We start from the raw sequence: 25,534 nt of genomic DNA on the forward strand, positions 1-25,534 counted from the left end.
TCGCTCGGTGCTTACACCATAGCTGGCGTTATGCGGGCGTGCCGTTGGCTTGAGCTGAATCATGCTGCGTTAACGCAGACACCCAAGCGTCGACATTGATCGGCAGATAGCCGGTGATTTCCAGCGCACGGTCTTCTAGCACATCGGCATCGGGCGCTGATTGCTGCCAAGCAGCGATTTGCTGGTCTCGATGGCGCAGCAAGTACTCAATCTGCGGACGAAACAGCCGTAGCATGGCACTTAACCAACGATTAACCGGCCACGACGGTTTGGCGTGATCAATGGCAAAGCGGTCTAACAGGCTGATCACCTGCTCGGCGCTATACCAAGCCTCGCCGGTTACCCAACGGTTGGTCGCAAACAAGCCCATGGGGTAGCCATAGGCATCCATTGACAGCGCAATCAAATGACTAATCACGTCAGGCCCTTGTGGCCATGATGCCCGACTGGGGTGGGGGTATTCGGCTGACCCAATACCCGCGGGGATTCCACGAGCACGCATAAAGGTATGGAAGTGACCGTGCTCCTGCTCACCACCACGATGAGCGTGGTAGTAGTACTGAGCGTGGGTTTCGTTGTCGTAAACATCTTCGCTGGGGTAATGCTGCTGGTGGTAGAAAGCCCCTTCGCCGCGCAATACCTCACCCACGACGTTAAGCCCGCCCTTAACCAGCACGCGATAGCACTCGCGAATCTCGGCCGCAGCGGCCAACATGCTGGCGCGCGCGGCTGCATCCTGTGGAACCAACTGCTCTAGGGGCACGCTTACCAGCGGCGTCTTGTCCATGCTAAGCCTTACCTGCCTTACTTGCCTTACTTGCCTTAACAGGCGGATGGTACAAGCGTGCTGGCGCAGGCGGTGATCAGCCCCGCGCCTAGCAAACATCCCACAGCTTAGTTAGCCGCACAGCCATTTGCCGCGCACACGGCTCACAGCAGCGCATTGGCTCCGCTCACGCAGCAGTCGCAATGCCACTTAAGACTACAAGCCCATTTGCTTACTGATGATCTCGTTCATGATTTCCCGCGTGCCGCCGCCAATCGACAAAATGCGGTTATCGCGATACAGCCGCTCCACCAAGCTCTCACGCATAAAGCCCATACCGCCCAGCAGTTGCGTGGCATCGTAGGTAATGCGGTCCGAAACATCGGTGGCGAAGTTTTTCGCCATGGAGATTTCTTTGATCACGCTCTTACCCGCCGCCATTTTGGCTGCCTGGCGGTAAGTGAACTCACGCGAGACTTCTAACTGCGTCGCCATTTCCGCCAAGCGGTGCTTGAGCACCTGAAACTTGCCGATGGGCTTACCAAAGGCTTCGCGCTCTTTGGCCCAGCGCATAGCTTCTTCCAGCGCCAGCTGCGAAGTCATGTTGGCCATGATCGCCAACGACAGTCGCTCACTCTGGAAGTTAGCCATGATGCAGGCAAAGCCCATGTTTTCGGCACCGATTAAATGCTCCACCGGCACGCGACAGTCATCGAAAAACAGCTCCGCCGTATCGGACGCCCACCAGCCCATTTTTTTCAGGCTGCGTCCCACGGTAAAGCCCGGCGTACCTTTTTCGATCAGCAATAAGCTCACACCGCCAAAGCCTTCACCGCCGGTGCGCACTGCCACGGTGTAGTAATCCGCGCGTTCACCGCTGGTGATAAAGGTTTTGCTGCCGGTGACACGGTAATAATCGCCATCCCGCACCGCACGGGTTTTAAGGTTGGCCACATCCGAGCCGCCAGAAGGTTCGGTAATCGCCAGTGCGATAATTTTCTCGCCGCTTAACACCTCAGGCACAACACGCTCGCGCAGCGCCGGCTTGCCCCACTTAAGCACCGGCGGCAAGCCAATATCCAGCGAGCCTAAGCCGGCGACCAAGCCGCCAGAGCCCGAGCGCATTAACTCTTCGCTGGCTGCGACTTTGGCAAACACATCGCCCTCGTAACTACCGCCGTATTGCTCAGGAAACCCAATGCCTAAAATACCGGCGGCACCGGCTTGCTGATACAGCTCACGGGGGAAGCTTTCGGCTTCTTCCCAGTCGGCAACCTGTGGTAAGACTTCGCGCTCAACAAAGCGCCGCACCGAGTCGCGCACCAGTTGATGCTCAGCGGTAAAGTATTCAGTAAAAGCAGACATGCCAGCCTCCTCAGTAGGTTTACCGACCATACCGAGCGCTTGCTTGGTTTACAAGATGACGCTTTGGCCACCGCTAGCGCTGTTCTGGCCGAATTGCTGCCGATACTGCCTAGGTGACAAACCGACATGCTGCCGAAAGGCGCTACGCAGGCTTTCGCTGGAGGCAAAACCGCAGGCCTGCGCGACGTGCTGAGTATCGGCGGTGTGCTCAAGCATCTGCCGCGCTTGGCGCAGTTGTTCCTGCAACAGCCAGCTTTTAGGTGACATGCCCGTGGCTTGCTGGAAACGCCTTAACAGGGTGCGCTGGCTGACCGATAAAAACGCCGCCATCTCAGCCAAGCTCGGCGCTTGTGCTAACCGTGTTTGCAGCCACTGCAACAAGGCTGCAATGTCGCGCCGCGAACTGCGGCGCACCGGCTGCTCAATAAACTGCGCCTGCCCGCCGGAACGTTGCGGCGCCATCACCAAGCGTTGCCCCACGCGATTAGCCACAGCTTGGCCGCAATCGCGGGCCACCAAGTGCAAGCAAACATCGATGCCCGCCGCACTGCCGGCCGAGCACAACAGCTGGCCGTTATCCACGTACAGCACGTGCGGGTCCACCGCAATCAGCGGGTAGCGCGCTTGTAGTTCGGCACAATAACGCCAGTGCGTGGTTGCCCGCAGACCATCCAGCAAGCCAGACGCGGCCAGCACAAAGACGCCCGAGCATATCGACACGATCCGCGCGCCACGGGCATGCGCCGCCCGCAAGGCGCTGATCAGCGCCGGGGGGATTGGGGCGGTGCGATCACGCCAACCGGGAATCACGACCGTATCGGCCTGTTCCAGCAGGCGTAAGTCACCATCGACCTGAAACAGCAAACCACCGGCTGCACGCAGTGGCCCTTGGTCCACCGCCGCCACAGCATGTTGATACCAAGGGCATTCAAACTCGGGCCGTGGCAAGGCGAAGATTTCTACGGCAATCGCAAACTCAAAGGTACACAGGCCGTCATAAGCCAAGGTGACCACTAAGCCGGGTGAGCGCTGCATTGGCTAGATTCCACCGTTTAATGTCTTTAACGCCAATTTAACCCAAGACCGACAATCTCTACAGTGGAAACCAGCAGCCACACCGAGGAATATCACCATGCCTAATCCCGTTTGCCACACCCCAGCGTTGCCCGCCGACCAAGCCGTGCACTACTACCAACAACGCTTAGCGCGGGAAACCGATTGCAGCGATGTTGCCGCAGCGCTGGAGGGCGACGAGCCCGGCTTCACCTTGTTAGACGTCCGTAGCCCTGCGCTGTATCAACAAGAACACGCCCGCGGCGCACTCAACCTGCCACATCGCGAGATCAATGCGCAGCGCATGGCAGCCTTTGCCAAGGAGCGCTTATTGGTACTGTATTGCGCCGGTCCGCACTGCAATGGTGTGCACAAAGCCGCGCTGGCGTTGAGCCAGTTAGGTTTTACCGTAAAAGAGATGCTCGGCGGGATGACCGGCTGGCGCGAGGAAGGCTTACCCACCGCGCGCGGCTCAGAGGCCCTAAAAACACACGTGGGTTGCGGCTGCTAAGCCATGACAAGTCACGTCAAAAAGGAGACACCAGCATGCTAGAGCTACGCCCCAATTGCGAACGCTGCGACGCCGACTTACCGGCCCACGCCAGCCATGCCCGCATCTGCTCATTTGAGTGCACGTTTTGTGCAGATTGCTGCGACGGCCCATTGCAACAGCAGTGCCCCAACTGCGCTGGCGAGCTGGTCCAACGCCCGCGCCGGCCAGCGGAAAAGCTCGCGCAGTTCCCTGCCAGCACAAAGCGCGTACTCAAGGCACCACAGTGACCGCCACATTGCAGCAACAAACGGCAGACTAATTTGGCGCGGGGTTTAAGCTCAGTTAGCCATCGACTTACGGCCCGCCAAGGCATGCGCCAGCGTGCCGCCATCGACCAACTCCAACTCGCCGCCCAACGGCACACCGTGGGCAATGCGCGAAACTGCCAGCCCCTTGGGCAGCAGCAATTGCGCGATGTAGTGCGCGGTCGCTTCGCCTTCTACGGTGGGGTTGGTAGCCAAGATCACTTCCGTGAACTGGCCACGGCTGATGCGGTTTTCCAGCAATGGAATACCGATGGACTCCGGCCCTAAGCCGTCTAACGGTGACAAATGGCCTTTGAGCACAAAGTAACGGCCACGAAAGCCGGTTTGCTCCACCGCCCACACATCCATCGGGCTTTGCACCACACACAACAGCGTGTCATCGCGGCGCACATCACTGCACAGCTGACATTCATCCAGCTCGCTCAGGGTGCGGCACGACTGGCAGTAGCCGACCCCTGTCAACGCCTGCTCTAAGGCCTGCGCCAGCTTCAATCCGCCCTGCCGATCGCGCTCAAGCAGGTGCAGAGCCATGCGTTGCGCACTCTTCTGCCCCACGCCGGGTAAAACACGCAGCGAATCGATCAATTGGCGAATTAACGGACTAAAACTCATCAAACACTCTCACACAGCCACCACACACCCCGCGACAGCACACTGCCGCAGGGCGAGATTCAGTTAGAACGGCATTTTAAAGCCGGGCGGCAACTGCATGCCGGCGGTCATGCCGGACATCTTGTCTTGGCTGTTCTTTTCCACTTTACGCACGGCATCGTTCACCGCCGCCGCGATCAAGTCTTCGAGAATCTCTTTGTCTTCTTCCATCAGGCTGTCGTCGAGACTGACGCGCTTGACGTCATGACGACCGGTCATGGTGACCTTGACCATGCCCGCGCCGGATTCGCCGGTGACTTCGGCGTTAGCCAGCTCTTCCTGCATTTTCTGCATTTTTTCTTGCATCTGCTGGGCCTGTTTCATCAGACCGGCCATGCCGCCTTTCATCATGGGAATACCCTCAAATCAATGGATAGGTTCAATGCTGCCGTCGATTACTACGGCAGCAAAATCGCTGACCAGCTGTTGTACCAGCGGATCTGCGGCAATTTCCAGTTCAGCGTCCAGCTGACGCTGCGCACGGCCGCGCAGCTTGGCTTTGGCTGGTGTCTCTTGCGCCGGCACACACACCTCGACCACAAGCTCTACGGCGTGGCCTAGGTGCTTACTTAATGCATCGGCCAAACGGGTACGCTGGGTTTCGTTGTACAGCGCGCTCTGCCCTGGGTCTAGCTGTAGCGACCAGCGCGCGCCCTCGCGCGCAACCAGCGTGCAGTTATCTGCAATATTCAACGTCAGGCCCGACAAGCCCAGCTGCGGACACAGCGCCAGCCACTCGGCAGCCAATCCGGTAGCCGGCGGCAAGCTCGCCAACTCATCGAGTTGCGCCTGCGCGGCACTGCCGCTAACGAACGCGCCAGATGTCGTCGGCTCGTCGTCTTCGGCGTACTCAGGCAAGCTATCGAAATACGCATCGGCACCTAAGGGCGCGGCCTCTGGCACAACATCGCCATCATCGGTATCGGTATCGGCCTGCTCGATATCGGGCACAACAAAGTTCGAGGCCATCGCCTGAACCATTGCCGGCTCAGGCTCAGACGGCACTTCAGCCGCAGCGGCAAGCGGCGCAGGCTCGCTAGAAACAGGGGCCGGATCAAGTGCGTGCTCAGGTATTGGCTCAACCACATCGGGCGCGATGTCTGCGGTGCTCTGCTCGGGCAAAGGCGCCGGCGTGGGCGTTGCGGCGGGGGCCTGTAATGCAGGCTCAACAGCAATCTCGGCAAGCGGTGCCACACGCTCAAGCTGCGCCGGTTCGGCTGCCGCCTGCGGCTCAGACGGATTAATCACTTCAGCAGCAGGCTTTGGCTGTGCCGAGGTTTGCCAAGGCAAATCCACTGGCGCTGGCGCAGCTACGCTCGACTCAGTCGCGACGTTGGGCGCTGTCGGTGGCAACGGCGCTGCCGCGCTGGCCATCACTGGGGCTTGGGGAGCAGTCGTGGCCGCGCTGCCGCCCTCAGGCTTTACCGGTTGGGCCAACTGGGGCGGCGGGGGCGCCTCGGCACTTTGCGCCGGGCGGAAGGCCAACATCCGCAACATGACCATTTCAAAGCCTGCGCGTGCATCCGGTGCCAGCGGCAAATCACGACGACCTAACAAGGCCACCTGATAATAAAACTGCACATCTTCGGCGGGTAAATGCTGAGCCATAGCCAGCACTTGCTCGCGGTCACCGTAAGCATTATCCACCGCGTCCGGCAGCAACTGCGCCACCGCGACACGGTGTAAAACATTGAGTATTTCGGCCAACACGCCGGCCCAGTCGGGGCCTTGCTCGGCCAAATGGGCGATGGCCGCCAATAACGCTTTAGCGTCGGCACTGACCAACGCCTGTAAAACGCGGTACACCTGCCCATGATCAAGGTTGCCGAGCATGGCGCGCACATCGTCAGCCAGCACTTTACCTTCACCAAAAGCAATCGCCTGATCGGTGAGACTCATGGCGTCGCGCATCGAGCCATCGGCAGCACGACCCAACTGCCACAGGGCATCATCCTCAAACGGGACATTTTCGGCGCTTAACACATGCGCCAAATGCTCAACCACGCGCTCCGGCGGCATGTTCTTCAACGAGAACTGCAGGCAGCGCGACAGAATAGTCACCGGCAGTTTTTGCGGGTCCGTGGTGGCCAGCAGAAATTTGACGTGTGGCGGCGGTTCTTCAAGGGTTTTGAGCAAGGCATTGAACGAGTGCGTCGAGAGCATATGCACTTCGTCGATGAGATAAACCTTGTAGCGGCCACGACTGGGCGCGTACTGCACGTTTTCTAGCAGCTCGCGGGTGTCTTCGACCTTGGTACGACTCGCCGCATCGACTTCAATCAGGTCAACAAAGCGCCCTTCATCAATCTCGCGACAAATCGAACACTCGCCACACGGCTTAGAGCTCACGCCGGTTTCGCAGTTTAAGCACTTGGCCAAAATACGGGAGATGGTGGTTTTACCGACACCCCGGGTGCCCGTGAACAGATACGCGTGATGCAGGCGCTGGCTATCCAGAGCATTGATCAACGCCTTGAGCACGTGGGTCTGACCGACCATTTCGCGGAATGAACGCGGACGCCACTTGCGCGCAAGTACCTGATAGCTCATGCAAACCTAGACCTTATTGAATCAGCCGGTACTGTAACCAAGCCATCGGCAAATTGCATCCGCCAGCATGCGGCGCACGTGGCAATCAAAGCTTTTAGGGAAAAGTAGGCGAAGTAAAACGAGAGGGTGGCAACCCCATCAGCCACACCCCGGCACACAATGTCACCGCTGCGGCTGCTCCCTTCCGGGCCTGACCGGGTTCACGGCTGATCGTTGCGAGGGGACCGATGGGGCCACCATAAAGCACTGACGACCAAGCTGGTCGTCAGGTGGCGCATTGTACTGATTTGCTCGACAAAGACAACCGACGGCAGCGATCTAGACGCCACAGCCCGCGTTAGACCTTAAAGCGACTGACCTGTTGCTCCAGTGAATCGGCCATTTGTGCCAAGTGCCGACACGCCTCGGTGGCCTCGCTAGAGGTTTGCGCGCTGCGATCGGACATATCGCGCACATCGGTGATATTGCGTGCGATTTCTTCGGTCACGCTGCTTTGCTGCTCGCAGGCTGTGGCAATTTGCGCGGCGCGCTCGTTAATGCCATTAACCGCGGCAATCGCCTCGCTCAGCACCACTTCCGCTTGGCTGGCTTGTTTGACGCTGGCCTCCGCGCGGCTACTGCCGTTTTGCATGACTTTTACCGCATGTTGCGCGCCCTGCTGGAGACGCTCAATCATGGTTTGAATGTCTTTGGTCGACTCTTGCGTGCGTGCAGCCAAGGCGCGCACCTCGTCGGCAACCACGGCAAAGCCTCGCCCTTGCTCACCGGCGCGCGCGGCTTCAATGGCCGCATTAAGTGCTAATAGGTTGGTTTGCTCGGCGATACCCTTAATCACTTCCAGCACGGCACCAATGTTGCCGGTTTCTTTTTCCAGCTCGCCGATAGCTTGCGAGGCGCCTGCCACCTCACGCGCCAATTCGCTTAAGGCGGAAATGGTTTCTTTCACCACTCGGCCACCGGCTTCGGTTTTCTGCTCGGCCACTTGTGCGGTATCAGCCGCCGCCTGCGCGTTACGCGACACCTCATGAATAGCGCTACTCATTTGCGTGGCCGCGGTACTGACTTGATCAACAGACAGGTGACTCTCGGCGATTAAGCGGCTGTTCTCGCCCGCCATCGCGACCAACTGATCGGTTGAGCCTGCAACGTCACGCGTGGTGTTGCCCACTTGCCTGATCAGATTTTGCAGGGTGTCCAAAAAACGATTCAACGCGGCACCCAACCGTGCCAGTTCATCTTTACCATCGGCATTAACACGCACCGTCAGATCGCCTTTGCCACTGGCGATGTTCTCCACCCTCTCCAGCAGGCCATGCATGCGCGTGGTCAGCAGCGCAGGAAAGCCGATAATCAGCGCGACACAAAAGCCCAAGCCAACCAGTAAGGCAATGGTTTGCGACCAAGCGACAGCCTCCGCCTCCGCCGCAACCTCTTTCGCGGCAGTGCGCGCGGTTTCTGACACCTGCTCGCTAATCTTATCTAAGGTGCCGCGCGCGGCGCTGAAGCTATCGAAGCCTTGCGTCATGGTCATTTGCTGCGCTTGGGCAACATCCTTGCCTGCCATAGCCACCACCGATTCGGTGATGCCACGCCAAGTCTGAAACTGCTGATGAAAACGCTGGAACTCATCTTTAAAAGCGGGGTTGTTCAGCAGTTCTTCTGCCTTTTTCACCCGATCGCGGGCCTGATCTAGGTTTTCGCGACTCTCGCCACGAATGGCCTGTTGGATTTGCGGATCAGTCGCCAAAATTAAGCTGCGCTCAGCCAAGAACGCTTGGTACATGTCGCGGTCGGCTTCCAGTAACAGTACCGCCCCGGGCATGTCACGCAGGCCCAGCTGCCCGCCATGATCGGCCACACTGTTGACGCCACGAATTCCGTTCACAGCCACCACCACCAGCACCAAAGCCAACAGGGCGATGGGTAATGCAATCTTCCAACGGAAACTTAAGTTAGCCAGCACAGCAAACATAGCGGCACCTCCGCAGCGACAAAGACAACCTTTGCCAACACACCTTGCAGCGCGCTCAGGCCTTAACTGCAACCTGCCCCGCACTACGCCGACGTTAAGCATAGACAGCTTTTAGCGATAACGCGGCTTGCATATTCACCAATCCATATATACGATTAATCACATATGCGTTTTGGCGAATATTCAATGACCCCCAATGACCTGTTCAAAGCCCTCAGCGATGACACCCGCCTGCAATGCCTGCTGCTGATGGGCGAGCGCGAGCTGTGTGTGTGCGACCTAACCGACGCATTGCAATTAGCTCAGCCGAAAATATCTCGCCACTTGGCGCTGCTGCGCAGCCTGGGCTTGGTACTCGATCGCCGCCAAGGCCAATGGGTGTACTACCGCATCAATCCTGAGCTACCGGCTTGGGCCCAACCTATCGTTGCGGCCTGCTTGCAACAACTGCCGGCGCAATTCCCACAACTACGCACGACAAGCACTTGCTGCTAAACCGCCACCCAGAACCCGTGAGGACTGCTATGAAACGCCTACACATTCATGTTTCTGTCGCTGAACTGTCCAGCGCCATCAGCTTTTATCAACAACTGTTCGCCGCCGAACCTAGCGTGGTGAAAGATGATTACGCCAAGTGGATGCTGGATGACCCACGCGTGAACTTTGCTATCTCCACCCGCAGTGGCAAAACCGGCCTTGATCATTTAGGTATTCAGGCGGAAAACGCTGACGAGCTGGCCGAACTAGAGCAACGCGCCAACGCCGCCGGCAACCCAGTGCGACCAGAAAATGGCGCCTGTTGCTATATGGAGTCCAACAAGTACTGGACCGTGGACCCTGCCGGCATCCCATGGGAGCAGTTTCACTCTCTGCATGAAGTGCCAACCTTTAACGGCAGCGCAGACGCCAAGAGCAGCACCAGCGCCTGTTGCGCACCCAGCGAGAAGCCGGCGACGCCTGCCCCCAGCGCGTCATCATGCTGTTCACCGAAAAGCGGCTGCTGCTAAGAGACCATCATGTTGAATGTATTGATTTTATGCACCGGCAACTCTTGCCGTTCGATCATCGGTGAAGCACTGATCACCCACCTCGGCCAAGGTCGTCTGCAAGGCTTTAGCGCAGGCAGCCAACCCACAGGGCAGGTCAACCCCGGCGCCATTGCGGTATTGCAAAAACACGGCCTCGATACGGCAGGCTTTAGCAGCAAAACGTGGGACAGTTTTGGCGAGCAAGCTTTTGATCTGGTTATCACGGTGTGTGACAACGCCGCTGGCGAAGCTTGCCCGCTTTACCCAGGGCGTGCCGTCAAAGGTCACTGGGGCCTGCCTGACCCAGCCCATGTCAGCGGTGATGCCGCCACTGTTGCCGCAGCCTTTGAGCAGACCTATCAGCAACTCAGCCGCCGTATTGAGCAACTGCTGGCCTTGCCCATCGAAACATTGGATGACGCCAGCCTGCGCGAGAAGCTCGCGCGCATCGGAGCGACCACCGCATGAGTCAAAGTAATCCCATGGGATTGTTCGAGCGCTATCTAAGCGTCTGGGTCGCTCTGTGTATTGCCGCCGGTTTAGTACTGGGGCAAACCTTACCCGCTCTGTTTACGTTCATCAGCCAGCTGGAGTTTGCCTCGGTTAACTTGGTGGTGGCCGTACTGATCTGGCTGATGATCCTGCCGATGATGGTGCAGATCGACTTTGCCGCCGTGCGCGCTGTAGGCCGTGAGCCACGCGGGCTGATTCTCACCATCGTGATCAACTGGCTCATCAAGCCGTTCACCATGGCCGCACTGGCGGTGCTGTTTTTTGAGTACCTGTTTGCCCCGTGGGTGGATGCCCAAAGCGCGCAAGAATACATCGCCGGCATGATTCTGCTGGGTGTAGCCCCGTGCACCGCGATGGTGTTTGTCTGGAGCCAGCTAACGCGCGGCGATGCGGCCTACACCTTAGTGCAAGTGTCGATCAATGACCTGGTCATGGTGGTCGCATTTGCCCCGCTGGCCGCCTTGCTGCTGGGGGTGACTGAAATCAGTGTGCCGTGGCAAACCCTGTGGCTATCCGCACTGCTGTATGTGGTGCTGCCACTGCTGGCCGGCATGCTGGTGCGGCGCGCACTGCTCAAGCGCAGCCAAGCGCACTATGAGCGCTTTCTCGCACACGTGAAGCCTCTGTCTATTAGCGGCTTACTGGCCACCGTGGTGCTGTTGTTTGCCCTGCAAGCGCCGACCATCATCGCCCAGCCTGTGGTTATCGCCTTGATTGCCGTGCCGCTGCTACTGCAAACCTACGGTATTTTCGCCATTGCTTATGCCTGGGCCTATTACTGGCGACTGCCGCATCGCATTAGCGCTCCTGCTTGCCTGATCGGCACCAGCAATTTCTTTGAACTGGCGGTGGCGGTAGCGATTGGCTTATTTGGCCTGCACTCAGGCGCGGCACTGGCCACCGTGGTGGGCGTGCTGGTTGAAGTTCCGGTCATGCTGTCGCTGTGCGCATTCGTTAACCGCACGCGGCACTGGTTTCCGGAGGATCGTGTGGTTTAACCACCCAATACCCGAAGAAACACACCGTTGGGCGGAAAAACCGCTCAACGGGCCACTGTACATTTTTCAACCAACGCAAAGCGGACTAGATTCAATACAGATGACCTCAGGAGGCGCTGATTTAATCGTCGAACGACTCAAGTTTGCGGGCACCGCACAACACCAAGATTGATTTGAGCGGGCATTAACTCAGCGTCTCCCTAAAACCTGTGATGCATTGGAGTGCAGGGAATGTATTGTCGAAGGTCGTGTGATGATGACCACGGCACCCATTATCGAACGCAACGCGTTAACTGCGTTGATGGGGAGTATTTTTTCGCCACCCGCGAAAGCCGTTGGCACGGGCCGTTTTTTACCCGCGAAGACGCTGAGCATCAACTGGCCTTGTACGTACACCGCATGCAGCGTGCCGAACAAGGCGCGCACTTTGGCCAGCAACTGGCCGCGCAAGCTGCGCTCAGCCACAAGCCTTAACCTGTTAGCGCCTGCAAACGTTGCATAAACGCTGCCTCATCCAATACGGCGACGCCTAGCTGCTGCGCTTTGGTCAATTTAGAACCGGCCCCAGGGCCCGCCACCACGCAATGGGTTTTGGCCGACACCGAGCCTGCCACCTTGGCGCCTAAGTCTTCTAACTTAGCCTTGGCTTGCTCACGGCTCATGATCTCTAGCGTGCCGGTCAGCACCCACGTCTGCCCTGCCAACGGCAAGCCAGTCAGCGCTTGCTTTGGGCTCTGCCAGTGCATACCAAACTCCAGCAATTGCGCCTCAATGGCTTGTGCGCGCGCGACGTTGGCGGGGTTAGCCAAAAACTCACGCAAGGACTGGGCGGCCTTCTCGGTAAAGCGCTCGATGCTGCGCAAATCCAACCAATCGGCCGCCAGCAGTGCTGACAGCGAGCCAAAACGCTGCGCCAAGCGCTGCGCGCCGGTGCTGGCAATATGATTGATGTTCAATTTTTCCAGCACGCTGGCGAGCGTGGCGCAGGCGCTAAACTCCGCATGCAGCTCGGACGATTCCTCAAGCACCACGCCCTGCTCTAGCAAGGCGCTAATAACGTGCTGATTGTGGCTATCGGCAAAGAAGCTATGGATCTCGTGCGCCACCTCAAGCCCGACATCGGGCAAATAGGTCAGCACTTCCGGCAGCGCTTGGCTAATTCGCGCTAACGAGCCTAAGGCACGGGCTAATAGCTTGGCGGTTTCCTCACCCACATCAGGTATGCCCAAGGCATAGATAAAGCGCGCCAAACTCACTTGTCGGCTCTGGGCAATCGCAGCCAACAGATTACGCGTAGACAGGTCCGCAAAGCCCTCCAGACCGACGATGCGTTCATACTGCAGCGCGTACAAATCAGCCGGCGAGCGCAGCAAGCCTTCATTGACCAGTTGCTCGACAATTTTGTCGCCCAAACCATCGATATCCATGGCACGGCGCGACACAAAATGGATGATCGCTTGAATCAACTGCGCCTGACAGGCCAAACGCCCAACGCAGCGGTAGACCGCTCCCTCACTGACACTATCCTTACCTTTGCCGCGTTTAATCAGCTGCGTACGCTCGACCGCCGAACCACAGACAGGGCACTGGCACGCAATGGTGACCGCTTGTGCATCGTCTGGCCTGCGCTCCAGCACCACGCTGACCACCTGCGGAATCACGTCACCGGCGCGGCGAATCACCACCGTATCGCCGATCATCAGCCCTAAGCGGGCCACTTCATCCATGTTGTGCAGCGTGGCATTGGACACCGTCACCCCCGCCACCTGCACCGGCGCCAAGCGCGCGACCGGCGTCACCGCCCCTGTGCGTCCGACCTGAAACTCCACATCCAACAAGGTGGTGATTTCTTCCTGCGCCGGAAATTTGTGCGCGATCGCCCAGCGAGGCTCACGCGCCCGAAAGCCCAATTGCGCCTGCCAAGCCAAATCATCGACTTTAAACACCACCCCATCGATGTCGTAACTCAGGGCAGCACGCCGCGCGCCAATGTCTTGGTAATAAGCCAGCAACGCCTCGGCGCCGCTGACTTGGCGCAGCTCGGGGCTGATTGGTATGCCCCAACGCTTGAACTGCTGCAGGATGTGATATTGGCTATCGGCCAGTTCACCGCCCTCGACGCGGCCAAAGCCATAAGCGCAAAATTCCAGCGGACGGCTGGCGGTGATCTTGCTGTCTAACTGGCGCAAGCTGCCGGCGGCGGCGTTACGCGGATTAGCAAACACCTTGCTGCCTTCTGCGAGGGCGCGTTGATTGAGTGCGGCAAAACCTGCATGGCTGATATACACCTCGCCACGCACTTCCAGCACCGGCGGCCAATCGCTGCCTTGCAGCTTAAGCGGCACATTGCGAATGGTGCGCACGTTGATGGTGATGTCCTCGCCGGTGCTGCCATCGCCGCGCGTGGCACCACGAGTCAGCACGCCCTCTTCATACAGCAGGCTGACTGCCAAACCGTCGAGCTTGGGCTCACACGTGAAGGCGACCTCAGCACCACCGCCGAACAGATCACCGGCCGGCAGCAAATCACCTAAGCCCTCGCGCACACGGCGAACAAAGTCGTGCAAATCCTGCTCAGCAAAGGCATTGCCAAGGCTCAGCATCGGCACTTCATGTTGCACTTGACTGAAGGTCTTAAGCGCTGCACCACCCACACGCTGGGTCGGCGAGTCGTTCGTGACCGCATCAGGATGCTCAAGCTCGAGCTGTTGCAGCTCACGAAACAAGCGGTCGTACTCAGCATCCGGAATACTCGGCGCATCCAACACGTAATAGTTGTGGTTGTGCTGGTGAAGCTGCGCGCGCAGTGCGTTGATGCGATCGAGGGCTTGGCTCATGAGGTCTTCAATTCTTGCAGGCATAAAAAAACCGGAAGCGCGATTATCGCCGCTTCCGGTTTTACGAGCCAGCGCGCTTAGCGCTTGGGCGACAGCTTACGGCGTTCGAACTCCATAATCCGTAAACGGTAGTGCTCGATGGTTTGCGCCGTCAGCACGCTACGCTGCTCGTCTTTAAGCTCACCATTCAGCTCGCTGGAGAGCTTACGCGCGGCAGCCAACATCACATCAAACGCTTGCTTTGGATGACGTGGCCCGGGCATGCCCAAGAAGAAACTCACTGCACGCGTGCGGAAGTGATCGAAGTCGTCCAAATCAAACGTGCCGGGTTTAACCCCGTTGGCCATGGAGAACAGCACATCACCGTGACCGGCCATGCTTTCATGACGATGGAAGATATCCATTTCGCCAAAACGCAGGCCGCTTTCCAAGATGTTCTGCAGTAACTCTGGGCCTTTAAAGCCTTCTTCATCGCGACTGATAACGTTGATCACCAGCACTTCTTCAACCGGCGGCAAGTCGGCCAAGGTTTTTTCTTTGGCAGCTGGCGCATCGGTTTCATCGCTTGAGTCGTCCACGCTGTTCATCAGCACGGGTACCGGCTCATCCAGCTTTAAATCGCCCTGATGCGGTTCTTCACGCCCAGCGCGCAAAGCCGGCAGATGATCTTCATCCAGCTCAGGCTCGATAGGGTCACGTCGCGTGCGCGCCGGCCCCAGTAATTCGGCATCACCAACTTCCGGCAGATCCGCTGCCGAGTGGTCTAAATTAAAACGCAGTTTGTTGCGACCACCGCGCATGCGGCGCCAGCCATCAAACAGAATACCGGCAATGACAACTAGGCCAATCACCATCAGCCATTCGCGCAAACCGAAATCCATCTAGAACTCTTCCCCTTGATACGATTGAGACAGAGGTTATGCCTCTGACCGGCCTAAGTACCTGATCCTGCAGGCTCTTATTAGAAAAAGCTAACCAATGGCCGGTATTTTGACACTAAGCTATCACGCCCACCGAGCGCTGCCCACCCATGGTGCAATTATGCCTCTACCAGCGCTACCGCTTCTTCAACATTAACTGTGACCAAACGTGAGCAGCCCGGCTCGTGCATGGTAACGCCCATCAAGTGATCGGCCTTTTCCATGGCGATCTTGTTGTGGGTAATGTAGATAAATTGCACCTTGTCGGACATTTCTTTGACGATATTGGCGTAACGCCCCACGTTGGCGTCATCCAAGGGCGCGTCCACCTCATCGAGCATACAAAACGGTGCCGGATTAAGTTGGAAGATGGCAAACACCAAGGCGATCGCCGTCAGCGCCTTTTCGCCGCCGGAGAGCAAGTGAATGGTGCTGTTTTTCTTGCCTGGCGGGCGCGCCATGATTGCCACGCCGGTATCGAGCAGGTCTTCACCGGTAAGTTCTAAATAGGCATGACCGCCGCCAAAGACTTTCGGAAACAAGGCCTGCAAGCCGGCATTGATTTGATCGAAGGTTTCTTTAAAGCGCTGGCGCGTTTCACGGTCGATTTTGCGAATCACGTTTTCCAACGTATCCAGCGCTTCGGCCAAGTCTGCATTTTGCGCGTCTAAATAGCGCTTACGCTCGGACTGCTGCTCGTACTCTTCGATCGCGGCCAAGTTGATTGAGCCTAACCGACTGATGCGACCAGCTAAGCGCTCAAGCTCGTCGTCCCACATTTTTTCGTCGGCGTCTGCCGGCATGTCGGCCAACAGCACTGTTGCCGACAACTGCTGTTCGGCCAATTGCGCCTGCAAGGTATCGCGCTGCACGATAAAGCCCTGCCAGCCCATGCGCTGCTGCTCTAACTGACCACGCAGCAATTGCGCTTGTTGCTCGGCTTGGCTGCGGCGCTTTTCTGCATCGCGCAATAGGCGGTCGGCATCTTCCAAAGCCAAGCGCGCCACGCGCAAGTCTTCTTCCACCGCCATGCGCTTATCCAAGTGGTCTTCCAAGCGCATACGCAATTCTTGCAGCGGCTCGTCACCCTCCTCCAGATTCAGCCCCAGCTGCTCGACCTTCTCCGCCAACATGCCCGATTGCTGGCGCAAACGCTCCAGCGCTTTACCGGTGGCTTCGTATTGCGCCTTCAGCGAGCCGGCGCGCACCGCCAGTTGATGGGCATGGTCTTTGTGCTGGCGTCCTGCTTGCCGCGTACGATCCAACTGCTCGCGCAGGGTGTCACGCCGTGCCAGCAAGGCTTCGCGCTGCTCGGTATCCGTGGCCATATGCTCGAGCGCTTGCTCCAAGGCAAAACGCGCCAAGCCTAGGTTTTCTTCTTCTTGCTCACGTTGCATAGCCAAGTCGTCGGCATCGGCAGCCAACTGCTCGCGGCGCAGTGCTTGTTGCTCCGCTTTAGCCGTGAGCGCCGAGCGCTGCGCTTGCGATTGGCTTTGCTCACGTTGCACCTGTTGTTGCAGTTGGCGCAGTTCTTCGCGCTCTTGCTCGCTGGCGGCAAGCGCTTCGCGGGCTTGTTCAAGCTTGGCGCTGCGGCGTTCTAGGCTGACCTTTAAGCCATCACGCTGTTGCTCATCGGCTTCCAGCTGTTGCGCCCGCGCCAGCAAGCCTTGTTCGGCTTCACTGCCACGTTTCACCCGCAAAAAGTGCGCACCGACCCAAAAGCCATCTTGGGTGATTAAGCTGGCACCTGCGGGCAAATCAGCCCGTCGCGCCAAGGCCGCAGCTAAGGACTCCGCCGGCAAGACATGCCCCAGCCAAGCGGACAAATCCTGCTGGCTTTGCACTTTGTCCAGCAAACTACCGGGCAGGCTTGGCGCCTGACTGGCAATGGCTAGGCGCAGCTCGCCGCTTTGCAGCGCGGCCGGGTCCACACGGGCCAGTGACTCGGCATCCAAACACAAGGCTTGCAGGTCGGCAGCGAGCACCGTTTCAACGGCCAGTTCCCAACCCGGACTGACTTTAAGCTGCTCGCTCAGACTAGGCAGTGCTACCGCCTGCGTGCTCAGCCACTGCTGCACACCCTTGCCTTGCTCACGCGCGGCTTGTTGCAGCGCGCTCAACGAAGCAATGCGACCTAAACATTGCTGCAGCTGATTTTGCTCGGCTTGCTGCTCGCGCTGCAGCGCTTCAAGCTGGTTGCTCACGCTCAAACGCTGCACGTGACAGGCTTGTTCTTGCTCTTGCAGCTCGGCCAAACGCTCTTCGCCTTGCACTAAACGCTCGTCCAGCTCCGCCAAGGCTTCGCTTTCGGCGCTCGTCGCTAGCTGCTGCTGTTCATCTTGCAAGCGTCGGCGGCGTTCACTCAAACGCTCAAGGCTTTGTTCTAGGTGACGAATGCGTGCTTGCTCAACCTCAGCCTGCTGCCGTGGCGCGGCGCTGTTGTGGTTAAAACCATCCCACTCGCTTTGCCATTGCTGCATGGCTTGCTCGGCACGCTCTAGCTGTTCGGCGCTGTCTTCGCTGGCGGCCTGCGCTAGCTCAAGCTCTGGCTCAAGCATGCCCAGCTCTTCGCCTAAAGTGGCGAACAAGGTCTCATCGTGGCCTAGGTGGGCGGCGTTCTCACTGCGCGCGCGCTCGGCCTCACGCAAGTCATCTTGCAGCTGACGTAAGCGCTGCTGGCCATGCTGGATACTTTGCTCGATGCGGGCGATGTCACTGCCCACCGAATAAAAGCGCCCTTGCGCTTGGTTAAAGGCTTCCGACAGCTCGTGATGGCCGTCGCGTTGCCGCTCAATCTCGGCGTCGGCGCTGCGTTGTTCGGCGATCAACGCCTCCAGCGCGATTTCTTGATCGCCAATCACCCGCTCGCGCTGCTCTACCTGCTGCTGCAGGGTTTGCCAGCGCAGCGCGGTGAGCTCAGCTTTCAGCTTGCGCTCTTCGGCCTTGAATTCTTTGTATTTCTCCGCCGCTTGCGCTTGGCGGTGCAGGTGCGACAACTGGCGCTCTAACTCTTCACGCAGGTCGGTTAAGCGCGCCAAGTTTTCTTGCGTGCGGCGGATGCGGTTTTCGGTCTCGCGGCGGCGCTCTTTGTATTTGGAAATACCCGCCGCTTCTTCGATGTAGTTGCGTAGCTCTTCCGGCTTGGACTCGATCAGCTTGGAGATCATGCCCTGCTCGATGATCGAGTAGCTGCGCGGGCCTAATCCGGTGCCCAAAAAGATGTCGGTAATATCGCGCCGACGGCATTTGACGCCGTTTAGGTAGTAAGTGTTCTGCGCTTCGCGGGTGACTTTGCGGCGAATGGAGATTTCGGCGTACTGCGCGTATTCGCCGCGCAAGGTGCCATCGCTGTTATCGAAGATCAGCTCGATGGACGCCTGCCCTACCGGCTTACGGGTGTTGGAGCCGTTGAAGATGACATCGGTCATCGAGTCGCCGCGAAGGTTTTTCGCCGAGCTTTCGCCCATCACCCAACGCACAGCATCGATGATGTTGGATTTGCCGCAGCCATTGGGCCCGATCACCGCGCTCATGTTGGCGGTGAAGTGCACGGTGGTCGGATCGACGAAAGATTTGAAGCCGGCCAATTTGATGCACTTAAGGCGCATGCGCAAACATCCTGTGGGCTAATCGTTCAGAGCAGCAATCACCAGCGCGCAGTTGTGCTGGGCATAATCGTCCATGACTTGACGCGCGCTGGCTTGGTCACGCTGGCGGATAGCCTGCAATAAGCGCGCATAGGTGTCGAGGAAGGTGTGCATCTCGGCAGCACGGTGCGCCAAGCTGAAGTAATACGTGCGCTGAATCGCCGGCAGCAGGTTCAACACCACTTCTTTAAGGTAGGGGTTGTCCACGAAGCTTAAACCGACGTGCAAAATCTCAAAGCTGTTATCGACAAAACGCTGCACGTCGTTGGCTTGTACCGCGTGCAGCAAGCCTTGCTGGATCTGGGCAAAGCGCTCGAGCTCTTGCTCTTGTTGCCAAGTACCCGCCACCTCGGCGGCCAGCAGCATGTACAACTCTTTCACCAAGGCATACAAGGCGCGCACCGAATGCGGGGTTAACTCAGCCACCATGGCGCCCCGGCGCGGCGGAATACTGACCAAATGACGACGCTGCAAAATCAATAAAGCCTCACGCACTGAACCGCGACTGACGCTGAGTTCGCTGGTGACTTTGATTTCTTGAATGCGCTCACAGGGCTTTAATTCGCCACGAATGATGCGTTGACTCAAATGCTGGGCGATTTGCTCGGCCAAGCTGTCGGGGGCTTTGAAACTCATGTTGATCCTTAATAACTGGCCTGCGCATGCCAGCAAACAAGCGGCGCAGAATACCACACAGGGCTAAACCGTAAGGCTGCGCAGTTCACCGCCGGCATTCTTCGGCAAAAATGATTTTACCCAAGTTTTAGCCACACCCACCTTTGGTTGGCCTCGGTCTTATTGATGACTGTCGGATTGTAGGACAATATTTTCACACCAAGAACAACATCACCTGTGGAGCCTTCTATGTTGGCCAATTTTTCCCCCAGCACCATGCTGATCATTAAGCGCTACGGCTACTGGCTGTGGCTGTTGTTTGTGCTCGCCGTGCCGTTCTCTTACCTGCAAGCACAAGGCAGTGAGCTACCGAATCTGTGGGCGTTTTTTACCCCCATCGTGGTGTTTGGCCTGATTCCCCTGCTCGATGCCATCCTCGGCCGCGATCCCGCCAACCCTGAAGAAGGCGAAGAAGTCGCCGCCTTAAGTGAGCAGCGCTACTACCGCTGGCTCAGCTTGGTCAGCGTGCCCGCCTTGCTCGGCTTGATTGCTTGGGGTGGCTGGGTGTTTGTGCATAACGAACTGTGGAGCTGGGTTGGCCAACTCGGCTGGTTGCTCTCGGTCGGCACCGTAACCGGCGGCATTGGCATTACCGTGGCGCATGAGCTGGTGCACAAAGACCCGAAGCTTGAGCAAAACGCTGGCGGTTTATTGCTCGCGGCGGTGTGCTACGGCGGCTTCAAGGTTGAGCATGTGCGCGGCCATCACGTGCATGTATCTACTCCGGAAGATGCTTCTTCGGCACGCTTCAATCAGAGCCTGTACCAATTTTTGCCGCACGCTTATCTGCACAATTTTTTAAATGCTTGGAAGCTCGAAGCCACCAGACTTAAACGTAAAAACCTTGCGGTGTTCTCACATCACAACGAGCTGGTGCTCTGGTATGGCATCAGTGCATTGATGGCGATTGGTTTTGGCCTCAGCTTCGGCTGGCTGGGCGTCGCGTATTTCTTGGGGCAGAGCTTTGTCGCCTTCACCCTACTGGAGATCGTCAACTACGTAGAACACTACGGCCTGCACCGCCGCAAGTTAGACAACGGCCGCTACGAGCGCACGACAGAAGAACACTCGTGGAATAGTAACTTCTTGCTCACCAACCTGTTCTTGTTCCACTTACAGCGCCACTCCGACCACCACGCCAACGCCAAACGACGTTATCAAGTGCTTCGCCACTTTGAACAAAGCCCGCAACTGCCCAACGGCTACGCCGGCATGGTGGTGCTGGCGCTGGTTCCGCCGCTGTGGAAAGCGGTGATGAACCCGCGCGTCAAAGCCTATTACCAAGGCGAAGAGCATCAGCTGAGCGAACACCAGCAAGCCGCTTAACGCGCGTCAGCCACGCCCCCGATGCAGTCAGCCCTGCTCGGGGGTTGTTTTTAACCCCTCAACCAACTCGCCTTGCTCATTAGCCGAGCGTTGCAAGGCCTGTGCTAAACGCTGCGCATACTGCGGATGCTCCGTGCCACAGCAACGATCCCACCAAGTGAAATACAAGCCGTAGTTGTAGCGCCCGTTCTGGTGGTGCAAGTCGTGATGCGTAGTGGTGGTCAGCCAGTTATACCATCCACTGTGCACCATCACACGCGGGAACAGCTCATAACCGGCATGCCCAACCACATTGCGGGCAATCATGTGCACACTCCACAACAGCAAAATCAGCGGGTGTAACGGCACGAGCTGAGCAAACAAGATGGGAAACAGCACATGGGTCAGCGCCTCGCCCGGGTGGAAGGCATAGGCAGCCCACGGGCTAGGCGTGCGCGAGCGGTGATGCAGCACATGCAAGCGGCGCAGCCAGCGGCTGTGCAACGCGCGGTGCGTCCAGTAAAAGTACGCATCGTGGGCGACAATCATCAGAAGCAAACTGCCCAGCGCATAGCCCGCACTGTAATCACTCAGCTGCCAATACAACTGGCCAACCCCTTGCTGAGCCAACCAAACGATACCCACTAAGCTGCTCACCGCGAACAGACTCGCGGTGCACAGCGACCAGAGAATTTCGCGCCGATAATCCGCCCACTGCGGGCGGCGCATTTGTATACGCCGACCAGCGAGGCGATCACGCAGGCAAAATATCAACAGCGCCAAGCCCCCAGCAAACAGCAGGTACTTAGCGATATCGTGCAATAAGGCAGTGTGTAGTTGAGCGAGGGTTAGCATGATTGCGACTCCGAATTAATCGGCAATCAGCGTGTAACAAGGGCAAAACGCCGTCTGGCCGATTTCTTAAAAAAGCTGGCCGAATCTGCAATCGGCGCGCTTTTTTACTATTCGGCTAACGTGTTTTGCCGAAACTCGCTCGGCGTTACGCCCTGCTGTGCTTTAAAGGCGCGATTAAAGGGCCCAATCGAAGCAAAGCCGACATCCAAGGCGATGGTCAAAATCGGCAAACGCCGCCGTGCTGGGTCTGCCAGCTGAGCGCACGCAGCCGCAATGCGGAACTGATTCAAGTAGCTGTTGAAGTTGCGCTGACCTAAACCGCCGTTAATCAGCTGGCGTAGCCGATAATCAGGCATGCCTAAGTGGCTAGCCAGATCGGCCAAGGTCAGATTGGCTCGCGCCCATAACTGCTCTTCATCCATTGCGCGCTGTAAGCGCTGTAAAGCCGCTTGTTCTTCAGCGGCCAGCACAGGCTCGGCAACCGCAGCAGTCGACACCGGCGTTGCTGCGCAGGCCTCAGCTGGGCTTAACAGCGCCTGCAATGCTTCGAGCCGCAGGCTCAGCCACAGCGTGACTACGCCAATACCGACAAGGTTGAGTCGCTCCAGCCACGGCGGCTCTGGGTTTTCTCCGTAGCCCAGCTCAACCAACAGCACCAGCAAGATGTACATACCGACACCGGGGCCTAACCACAGGCGCAAATGGCGGCGCTGCTCGAGCAAGTCGGCGCCCTGCCCACGCCAGATCAACCACAGCACATGGCAAATCAGGCCACCGGCAAGCACGTTCTGCACCACCACCAGCTGCGCTACGCTCAGCCACGGCAAACCACCCCACTGCATCAATACCGACAGCCCAGCCAAGGCCAGCAATGGCAGCCATAAATAGCCTCGCCAAGTAAAGGCATCATCAAACAAGGCTTGGGCAAACAGCCAAAAACAGGCGGGGGCAATAGTCGCCAGCAAAATCAAGCTGGCCTGCAATGGCCAAGGCAGCGCCGGCAATAGGCTACTGCCGGCCAATAAATAGCCAGCAATACTCAGCAGCAACAATAGGCACAGGCGCTTACTCGCCGTAGGCGGTGGCGCGGTTAAGCGCAGCCCCACCAGCAACAGCAAGCCCAAACAGCCGCCACGCAGTAATAAATCGATACTGGCGCCCAACGCATCCGCCATTAAACCACTCCAAGTTCGGTGTATGGCCACAGCATAACCGAGCGCCAAGGCCTCAGCAGCGCACGGTAAAACCTAAGCCTGTGTAAGTCTCGCTTGCTCCTGTCATACAGAGTCATTAGCCTGCCGCAAATCCTCGCACAGGCACCATCATGCCGCACACGTCTCATACCTCCACCTGGCCTAGCCTGTGGCAAGCAACGCGTTATTGGCTAATGCTGGGTTTTTTAAGCTTTGGCGGGCCGGCCGGGCAAATCGCCATGATGCACCGCGAGCTGGTTGAGCGCAGACGCTGGATCAGCGAGTCACGCTTTTTACACGCGCTCAACTACTGCATGTTGTTACCCGGACCAGAAGCGCAACAGCTGGCCACCTACATGGGCTGGCTACTGCATGGCCGTATCGGCGGCATTATTGCCGGTGGCCTGTTCATTTTGCCGGCCGTTATCCTGCTGATTGTGTTGAGCGCGTTGTACTTAAGCTTTGGCGACTTACCCGCCGTGCAAGCCGTGTTTGACGGCATCAAGCCCGCAGCCTTAGCCCTGATCGTGCTGGCCTGTTGGCGTATCGGCCAACGCACCCTGAAACATCCCATAGCTTGGGTTTTGGCGTCGGCCGCGCTGCTCAACGCCTTGCTGCTTGGCTTGCCCTTTCCTGCCGTGATTGCATTGGCGGCCAGCCTTGGCTTTATCGCCCAACGCAGTGGCTACAAGGGCTTTAGCGCGAGCGGCGGACACACTAGCCAGCACGCCCGCTTAGCCACCCCAGCGCTGATTGATGATCACAGCGCGTTACCGGCGCACGCTCGCCACAGCAAAGGCGGCATAGCCGTATTACTAGGCAGTGCGGCATTACTGTGGGCCGTGCCGTTTTTCTTATTAGCCGGCAACAGCGGCTTACAGCAGCTTGCCAGCTTCTTCAGCAAGGCCGCCTTAGTCACCTTTGGCGGTGCCTACGCGGTGCTGCCTTATGTGTTTGATGCCGCCGTCACCGATTATCAGTGGATGAGCGCGGCACAAATGCTCGACGGCTTGGCCTTAGGCGAAAGTACGCCTGGCCCGCTGATCATCTTGGTGACCTACATAGGCTTTCTCGGCGGCTGGCAACAAGCCATGCTCGGCGCGGAGCAATTATTAGCCGGAGGTATTGCCGGTGCTTTAGTGGCGACGTGGTTTACCTTTTTACCCTCGTTCGTGTTTATTTTGCTCGGCGCACCTTGGGTGGAATCCAGCCGGCAGCTACCGAGCTTATCCGCCGCCATGGCCGCTATCAGTGCGGCGGTTGTGGGCTTAATCATCCATCTAGCGTTAGTGTTTGCTTGGCACTTATTCTGGCCCAACGGACTCGACGCGCTACCTGAGCTATTCAGCATCGTCGTGACTTTACTGGCGATCTGGCTGTTACACCGCCGGCAATGGTCGATACTGAAAGTAATTGGTCTGTGCGCCTTGCTTGGTCTTGGACAATGGGGAGTAAACCTGCTGTGAGTCAGCTGTCGTACCGCGAACGCATCTATAAAGTCATTTACGGCACCGACACCGCCGCAGGGCGCTTGTTCGATGAAATGCTGCTGGTGGCGATTTTGCTTAGCGTTGCGGTGGTCATGCTCGATAGCGTTGAGCAGGTCCGTGCTTGGCCGGGTGAAGTGCTCGGTACGCTGGAGTGGATCTTTACCGCCTTGTTTACCGTCGAGCTGATCTTGCGCTTATACTGCAACCCCAAGCCGTGGCGCTATGTGTTCAGCTTCTATGGCATGGTCGACATCATCGCCGTGCTACCCAGCTACCTGAGTTTGTTTTTTGGCGATGCGCAGTACCTTTTGGTGGTGCGCATTTTGCGGCTGATGCGGGTCTTCCGCGTATTACGCTTGGTCGAATACAGCAAAGAAGCGCGCGTGCTGTTGGTGGCGCTAGCCGGCAGTCGCAAGAAGATTCTAGTCTTTATGCTCAGCGTGTTGAGCTTAGTGTTCTGCTTTGGCGCTTTGATGTACGTGGTTGAAGGGCCTGAAGGCGGCTTTACCAGCATCCCCAAAGGGGTGTACTGGGCCATCGTCACCTTAACCACCGTAGGCTACGGCGACATCGCCCCGCAAAGCCCTTTAGGCCAAGCGATTGCAGGGCTGGTGATGTTGACCGGTTATTCGATCATTGCCGTGCCGACTGGCATTTTCAGCGCCGAAATCGTCAAGGCGGCGCGCGAAGGCGATCATGTCATTCACTTGTGCCCGCGCTGCCAAAAAGCCGAACACAACGTTGATGCCAGTTACTGCAATCGTTGCGGCAATGCCTTATATCCAGAGGCCCAAGCTGAGGCTGAGGCTGAGGCTGAAAAAGAACCGGCCAGCGAGCCCAGCGACAAACCTGCGGAAAAAGATTAATGACCCTGAAACGACAAAGCCCAGCGCAAGT

Annotated in this window: 23 protein-coding genes and 1 other RNA gene; 10 read left to right on the top strand and 14 right to left on the bottom strand. The window is 58.0% G+C overall.

From position 1 onward, the window contains the following. Positions 1–28: 28 nt before the first annotated feature. The 3 genes from MKI83_RS01175 to ftrA all read right to left on the bottom strand — a co-directional run bounded on the left by MKI83_RS01175 (position 29) and on the right by ftrA (position 3,166). Complete coding sequence (locus tag MKI83_RS01175) at positions 29–787, bottom strand: DUF6969 family protein (protein ID WP_241582843.1); 759 nt, start codon at positions 785–787, stop codon at positions 29–31. 195 nt (positions 788–982) lie between these two features. Then, the gene (locus MKI83_RS01180; RefSeq protein WP_241582844.1) at positions 983–2,131 is read right to left on the bottom strand and encodes an acyl-CoA dehydrogenase family protein; all 1,149 of its coding nucleotides are present in this window, start codon (positions 2,129–2,131) and stop codon (positions 983–985) included. 48 nt (positions 2,132–2,179) lie between these two features. Then, the gene (ftrA, locus tag MKI83_RS01185; RefSeq protein WP_241582845.1) at positions 2,180–3,166 is read right to left on the bottom strand and encodes a transcriptional regulator FtrA; all 987 of its coding nucleotides are present in this window, start codon (positions 3,164–3,166) and stop codon (positions 2,180–2,182) included. A 97-nt stretch (positions 3,167–3,263) separates the two neighbouring features. Between ftrA and MKI83_RS01190 the strand changes: the two genes are divergently transcribed. After that, entirely contained in the window at positions 3,264–3,695 is a 432-nt protein-coding gene (locus tag MKI83_RS01190) for a rhodanese-like domain-containing protein (protein WP_241582846.1), read from the top strand. Positions 3,696–3,730: 35 nt separating this feature from the next. Continuing rightward, positions 3,731–3,964 carry a DUF1272 domain-containing protein gene (locus tag MKI83_RS01195; protein ID WP_241582847.1) on the top strand — a complete coding sequence of 78 codons (234 nt, stop codon included), beginning with the start codon at positions 3,731–3,733 and terminating at the stop codon, positions 3,962–3,964. A 51-nt stretch (positions 3,965–4,015) separates the two neighbouring features. On the opposite strand, the gene recR is transcribed toward MKI83_RS01195, so the two are convergent. The 5 genes from recR to MKI83_RS01220 all read right to left on the bottom strand — a co-directional run bounded on the left by recR (position 4,016) and on the right by MKI83_RS01220 (position 9,176). Beyond that, entirely contained in the window at positions 4,016–4,615 is a 600-nt protein-coding gene (gene recR / locus MKI83_RS01200; RefSeq protein WP_241582848.1) for a recombination mediator RecR, read from the bottom strand. Positions 4,616–4,678: 63 nt separating this feature from the next. Continuing rightward, the gene (locus tag MKI83_RS01205; RefSeq protein ID WP_241582849.1) at positions 4,679–5,005 is read right to left on the bottom strand and encodes a YbaB/EbfC family nucleoid-associated protein; all 327 of its coding nucleotides are present in this window, start codon (positions 5,003–5,005) and stop codon (positions 4,679–4,681) included. 15 nt (positions 5,006–5,020) lie between these two features. Further along, positions 5,021–7,204, bottom strand: coding sequence for a DNA polymerase III subunit gamma/tau (gene dnaX, locus MKI83_RS01210; RefSeq protein ID WP_241582850.1), 2,184 nt, complete (start codon positions 7,202–7,204; stop codon positions 5,021–5,023). A 133-nt stretch (positions 7,205–7,337) separates the two neighbouring features. Continuing rightward, an RNA gene (gene ffs, locus MKI83_RS01215) (signal recognition particle sRNA small type) lies at positions 7,338–7,434 on the bottom strand. A gap of 107 nt (positions 7,435–7,541) precedes the next feature. Further along, positions 7,542–9,176 (bottom strand): methyl-accepting chemotaxis protein, encoded by a 1,635-nt coding sequence (locus MKI83_RS01220; RefSeq protein WP_241582851.1) that lies wholly within the window; start codon positions 9,174–9,176, stop codon positions 7,542–7,544. A 186-nt stretch (positions 9,177–9,362) separates the two neighbouring features. On the opposite strand from MKI83_RS01220, the gene MKI83_RS01225 reads away from it, so the two are divergent. The 5 genes from MKI83_RS01225 (at position 9,363) to MKI83_RS01245 (ending at position 12,189) form a co-directional block, all read left to right on the top strand. Continuing rightward, positions 9,363–9,671, top strand: a complete 309-nt coding sequence (locus MKI83_RS01225) for a metalloregulator ArsR/SmtB family transcription factor (protein ID WP_272492994.1) — start codon at positions 9,363–9,365, stop codon at positions 9,669–9,671. A gap of 29 nt (positions 9,672–9,700) precedes the next feature. After that, positions 9,701–10,183: an ArsI/CadI family heavy metal resistance metalloenzyme gene (locus MKI83_RS01230; protein ID WP_241582852.1), complete on the top strand. Its 483-nt coding sequence runs from the start codon at positions 9,701–9,703 to the stop codon at positions 10,181–10,183. A 12-nt stretch (positions 10,184–10,195) separates the two neighbouring features. After that, positions 10,196–10,672: an arsenate reductase ArsC gene (locus MKI83_RS01235; protein WP_442320098.1), complete on the top strand. Its 477-nt coding sequence runs from the start codon at positions 10,196–10,198 to the stop codon at positions 10,670–10,672. After that, positions 10,669–11,715 (top strand): ACR3 family arsenite efflux transporter, encoded by a 1,047-nt coding sequence (gene arsB, locus MKI83_RS01240; RefSeq protein WP_241582856.1) that lies wholly within the window; start codon positions 10,669–10,671, stop codon positions 11,713–11,715. The genes MKI83_RS01235 and arsB overlap by 4 nt, the downstream gene beginning before the upstream one ends. 231 nt (positions 11,716–11,946) lie before the next feature. After that, complete coding sequence (locus MKI83_RS01245; RefSeq protein WP_241582857.1) at positions 11,947–12,189, top strand: DUF6316 family protein; 243 nt, start codon at positions 11,947–11,949, stop codon at positions 12,187–12,189. On the opposite strand, the gene ligA is transcribed toward MKI83_RS01245, so the two are convergent. The 4 genes from ligA to MKI83_RS01265 form a co-directional block, all read right to left on the bottom strand. Then, entirely contained in the window at positions 12,186–14,552 is a 2,367-nt protein-coding gene (gene ligA / locus MKI83_RS01250; protein ID WP_245399607.1) for an NAD-dependent DNA ligase LigA, read from the bottom strand. The two genes, MKI83_RS01245 and ligA, sit on opposite strands and share 4 nt — an antisense overlap. 77 nt (positions 14,553–14,629) lie before the next feature. Beyond that, entirely contained in the window at positions 14,630–15,433 is an 804-nt protein-coding gene (zipA, locus tag MKI83_RS01255; protein ID WP_241582858.1) for a cell division protein ZipA, read from the bottom strand. A 158-nt stretch (positions 15,434–15,591) separates the two neighbouring features. Continuing rightward, on the bottom strand, positions 15,592–19,080 hold the full coding sequence (gene smc, locus MKI83_RS01260; RefSeq protein ID WP_241582859.1) for a chromosome segregation protein SMC: 3,489 nt from the start codon (positions 19,078–19,080) through the stop codon (positions 15,592–15,594). Between the two features lie 18 nt (positions 19,081–19,098). Continuing rightward, positions 19,099–19,755 carry a GntR family transcriptional regulator gene (locus MKI83_RS01265; RefSeq protein WP_241582860.1) on the bottom strand — a complete coding sequence of 219 codons (657 nt, stop codon included), beginning with the start codon at positions 19,753–19,755 and terminating at the stop codon, positions 19,099–19,101. 228 nt (positions 19,756–19,983) lie between these two features. Here MKI83_RS01265 and MKI83_RS01270 point away from each other — a divergent pair, with 228 nt between their 5' ends. Then, positions 19,984–21,120 carry an alkane 1-monooxygenase gene (locus MKI83_RS01270; protein ID WP_241582861.1) on the top strand — a complete coding sequence of 379 codons (1,137 nt, stop codon included), beginning with the start codon at positions 19,984–19,986 and terminating at the stop codon, positions 21,118–21,120. 27 nt (positions 21,121–21,147) lie between these two features. On the opposite strand, the gene MKI83_RS01275 is transcribed toward MKI83_RS01270, so the two are convergent. Further along, a complete protein-coding gene (locus tag MKI83_RS01275) occupies positions 21,148–21,954 on the bottom strand; it encodes a sterol desaturase family protein (protein ID WP_241582862.1) in 807 nt (268 codons plus the stop codon). A gap of 107 nt (positions 21,955–22,061) precedes the next feature. After that, positions 22,062–23,129 carry a helix-turn-helix domain-containing protein gene (locus MKI83_RS01280; protein ID WP_241582864.1) on the bottom strand — a complete coding sequence of 356 codons (1,068 nt, stop codon included), beginning with the start codon at positions 23,127–23,129 and terminating at the stop codon, positions 22,062–22,064. A gap of 149 nt (positions 23,130–23,278) precedes the next feature. Between MKI83_RS01280 and chrA the strand changes: the two genes are divergently transcribed. Both chrA and MKI83_RS01290 read left to right on the top strand, forming a co-directional pair. Beyond that, positions 23,279–24,613 carry a chromate efflux transporter gene (gene chrA / locus MKI83_RS01285; protein WP_241582866.1) on the top strand — a complete coding sequence of 445 codons (1,335 nt, stop codon included), beginning with the start codon at positions 23,279–23,281 and terminating at the stop codon, positions 24,611–24,613. Continuing rightward, positions 24,610–25,503 (top strand): ion transporter, encoded by an 894-nt coding sequence (locus MKI83_RS01290; protein WP_241582868.1) that lies wholly within the window; start codon positions 24,610–24,612, stop codon positions 25,501–25,503. The genes chrA and MKI83_RS01290 overlap by 4 nt, the downstream gene beginning before the upstream one ends. Positions 25,504–25,534 lie beyond the last annotated feature (31 nt).

It is taken from the genome of Atopomonas sediminilitoris (assembly GCF_022601735.1).
Lineage (GTDB): Bacteria > Pseudomonadota > Gammaproteobacteria > Pseudomonadales > Pseudomonadaceae > Atopomonas > Atopomonas sediminilitoris.

Bases quoted from the DNA above. Each gene is read 5' to 3' on its own strand.
- recR (WP_241582848.1), bottom strand. From the start codon at position 4,615: ATGAGTTTTAGTCCGTTAATTCGCCAATTGATCGATTCGCTGCGTGTT.
- MKI83_RS01270 (WP_241582861.1), top strand. From the start codon at position 19,984: ATGTTGGCCAATTTTTCCCCCAGCACCATGCTGATCATTAAGCGCTAC.
- MKI83_RS01190 (WP_241582846.1), top strand. From the start codon at position 3,264: ATGCCTAATCCCGTTTGCCACACCCCAGCGTTGCCCGCCGACCAAGCC.
- MKI83_RS01275 (WP_241582862.1), bottom strand. From the start codon at position 21,954: ATGCTAACCCTCGCTCAACTACACACTGCCTTATTGCACGATATCGCT.
- dnaX (WP_241582850.1), bottom strand. From the start codon at position 7,204: ATGAGCTATCAGGTACTTGCGCGCAAGTGGCGTCCGCGTTCATTCCGC.
- arsB (WP_241582856.1), top strand. From the start codon at position 10,669: ATGAGTCAAAGTAATCCCATGGGATTGTTCGAGCGCTATCTAAGCGTC.
- smc (WP_241582859.1), bottom strand. From the start codon at position 19,080: ATGCGCCTTAAGTGCATCAAATTGGCCGGCTTCAAATCTTTCGTCGAT.
- chrA (WP_241582866.1), top strand. From the start codon at position 23,279: ATGCCGCACACGTCTCATACCTCCACCTGGCCTAGCCTGTGGCAAGCA.
- zipA (WP_241582858.1), bottom strand. From the start codon at position 15,433: ATGGATTTCGGTTTGCGCGAATGGCTGATGGTGATTGGCCTAGTTGTC.
- MKI83_RS01280 (WP_241582864.1), bottom strand. From the start codon at position 23,129: ATGGCGGATGCGTTGGGCGCCAGTATCGATTTATTACTGCGTGGCGGC.
- MKI83_RS01175 (WP_241582843.1), bottom strand. From the start codon at position 787: ATGGACAAGACGCCGCTGGTAAGCGTGCCCCTAGAGCAGTTGGTTCCA.
- MKI83_RS01205 (WP_241582849.1), bottom strand. From the start codon at position 5,005: ATGATGAAAGGCGGCATGGCCGGTCTGATGAAACAGGCCCAGCAGATG.
- MKI83_RS01180 (WP_241582844.1), bottom strand. From the start codon at position 2,131: ATGTCTGCTTTTACTGAATACTTTACCGCTGAGCATCAACTGGTGCGC.
- MKI83_RS01265 (WP_241582860.1), bottom strand. From the start codon at position 19,755: ATGAGTTTCAAAGCCCCCGACAGCTTGGCCGAGCAAATCGCCCAGCAT.
- MKI83_RS01220 (WP_241582851.1), bottom strand. From the start codon at position 9,176: ATGTTTGCTGTGCTGGCTAACTTAAGTTTCCGTTGGAAGATTGCATTA.
- MKI83_RS01245 (WP_241582857.1), top strand. From the start codon at position 11,947: ATGTATTGTCGAAGGTCGTGTGATGATGACCACGGCACCCATTATCGA.
- ligA (WP_245399607.1), bottom strand. From the start codon at position 14,552: ATGAGCCAAGCCCTCGATCGCATCAACGCACTGCGCGCGCAGCTTCAC.
- MKI83_RS01195 (WP_241582847.1), top strand. From the start codon at position 3,731: ATGCTAGAGCTACGCCCCAATTGCGAACGCTGCGACGCCGACTTACCG.
- MKI83_RS01230 (WP_241582852.1), top strand. From the start codon at position 9,701: ATGAAACGCCTACACATTCATGTTTCTGTCGCTGAACTGTCCAGCGCC.
- MKI83_RS01225 (WP_272492994.1), top strand. From the start codon at position 9,363: ATGACCCCCAATGACCTGTTCAAAGCCCTCAGCGATGACACCCGCCTG.
- ftrA (WP_241582845.1), bottom strand. From the start codon at position 3,166: ATGCAGCGCTCACCCGGCTTAGTGGTCACCTTGGCTTATGACGGCCTG.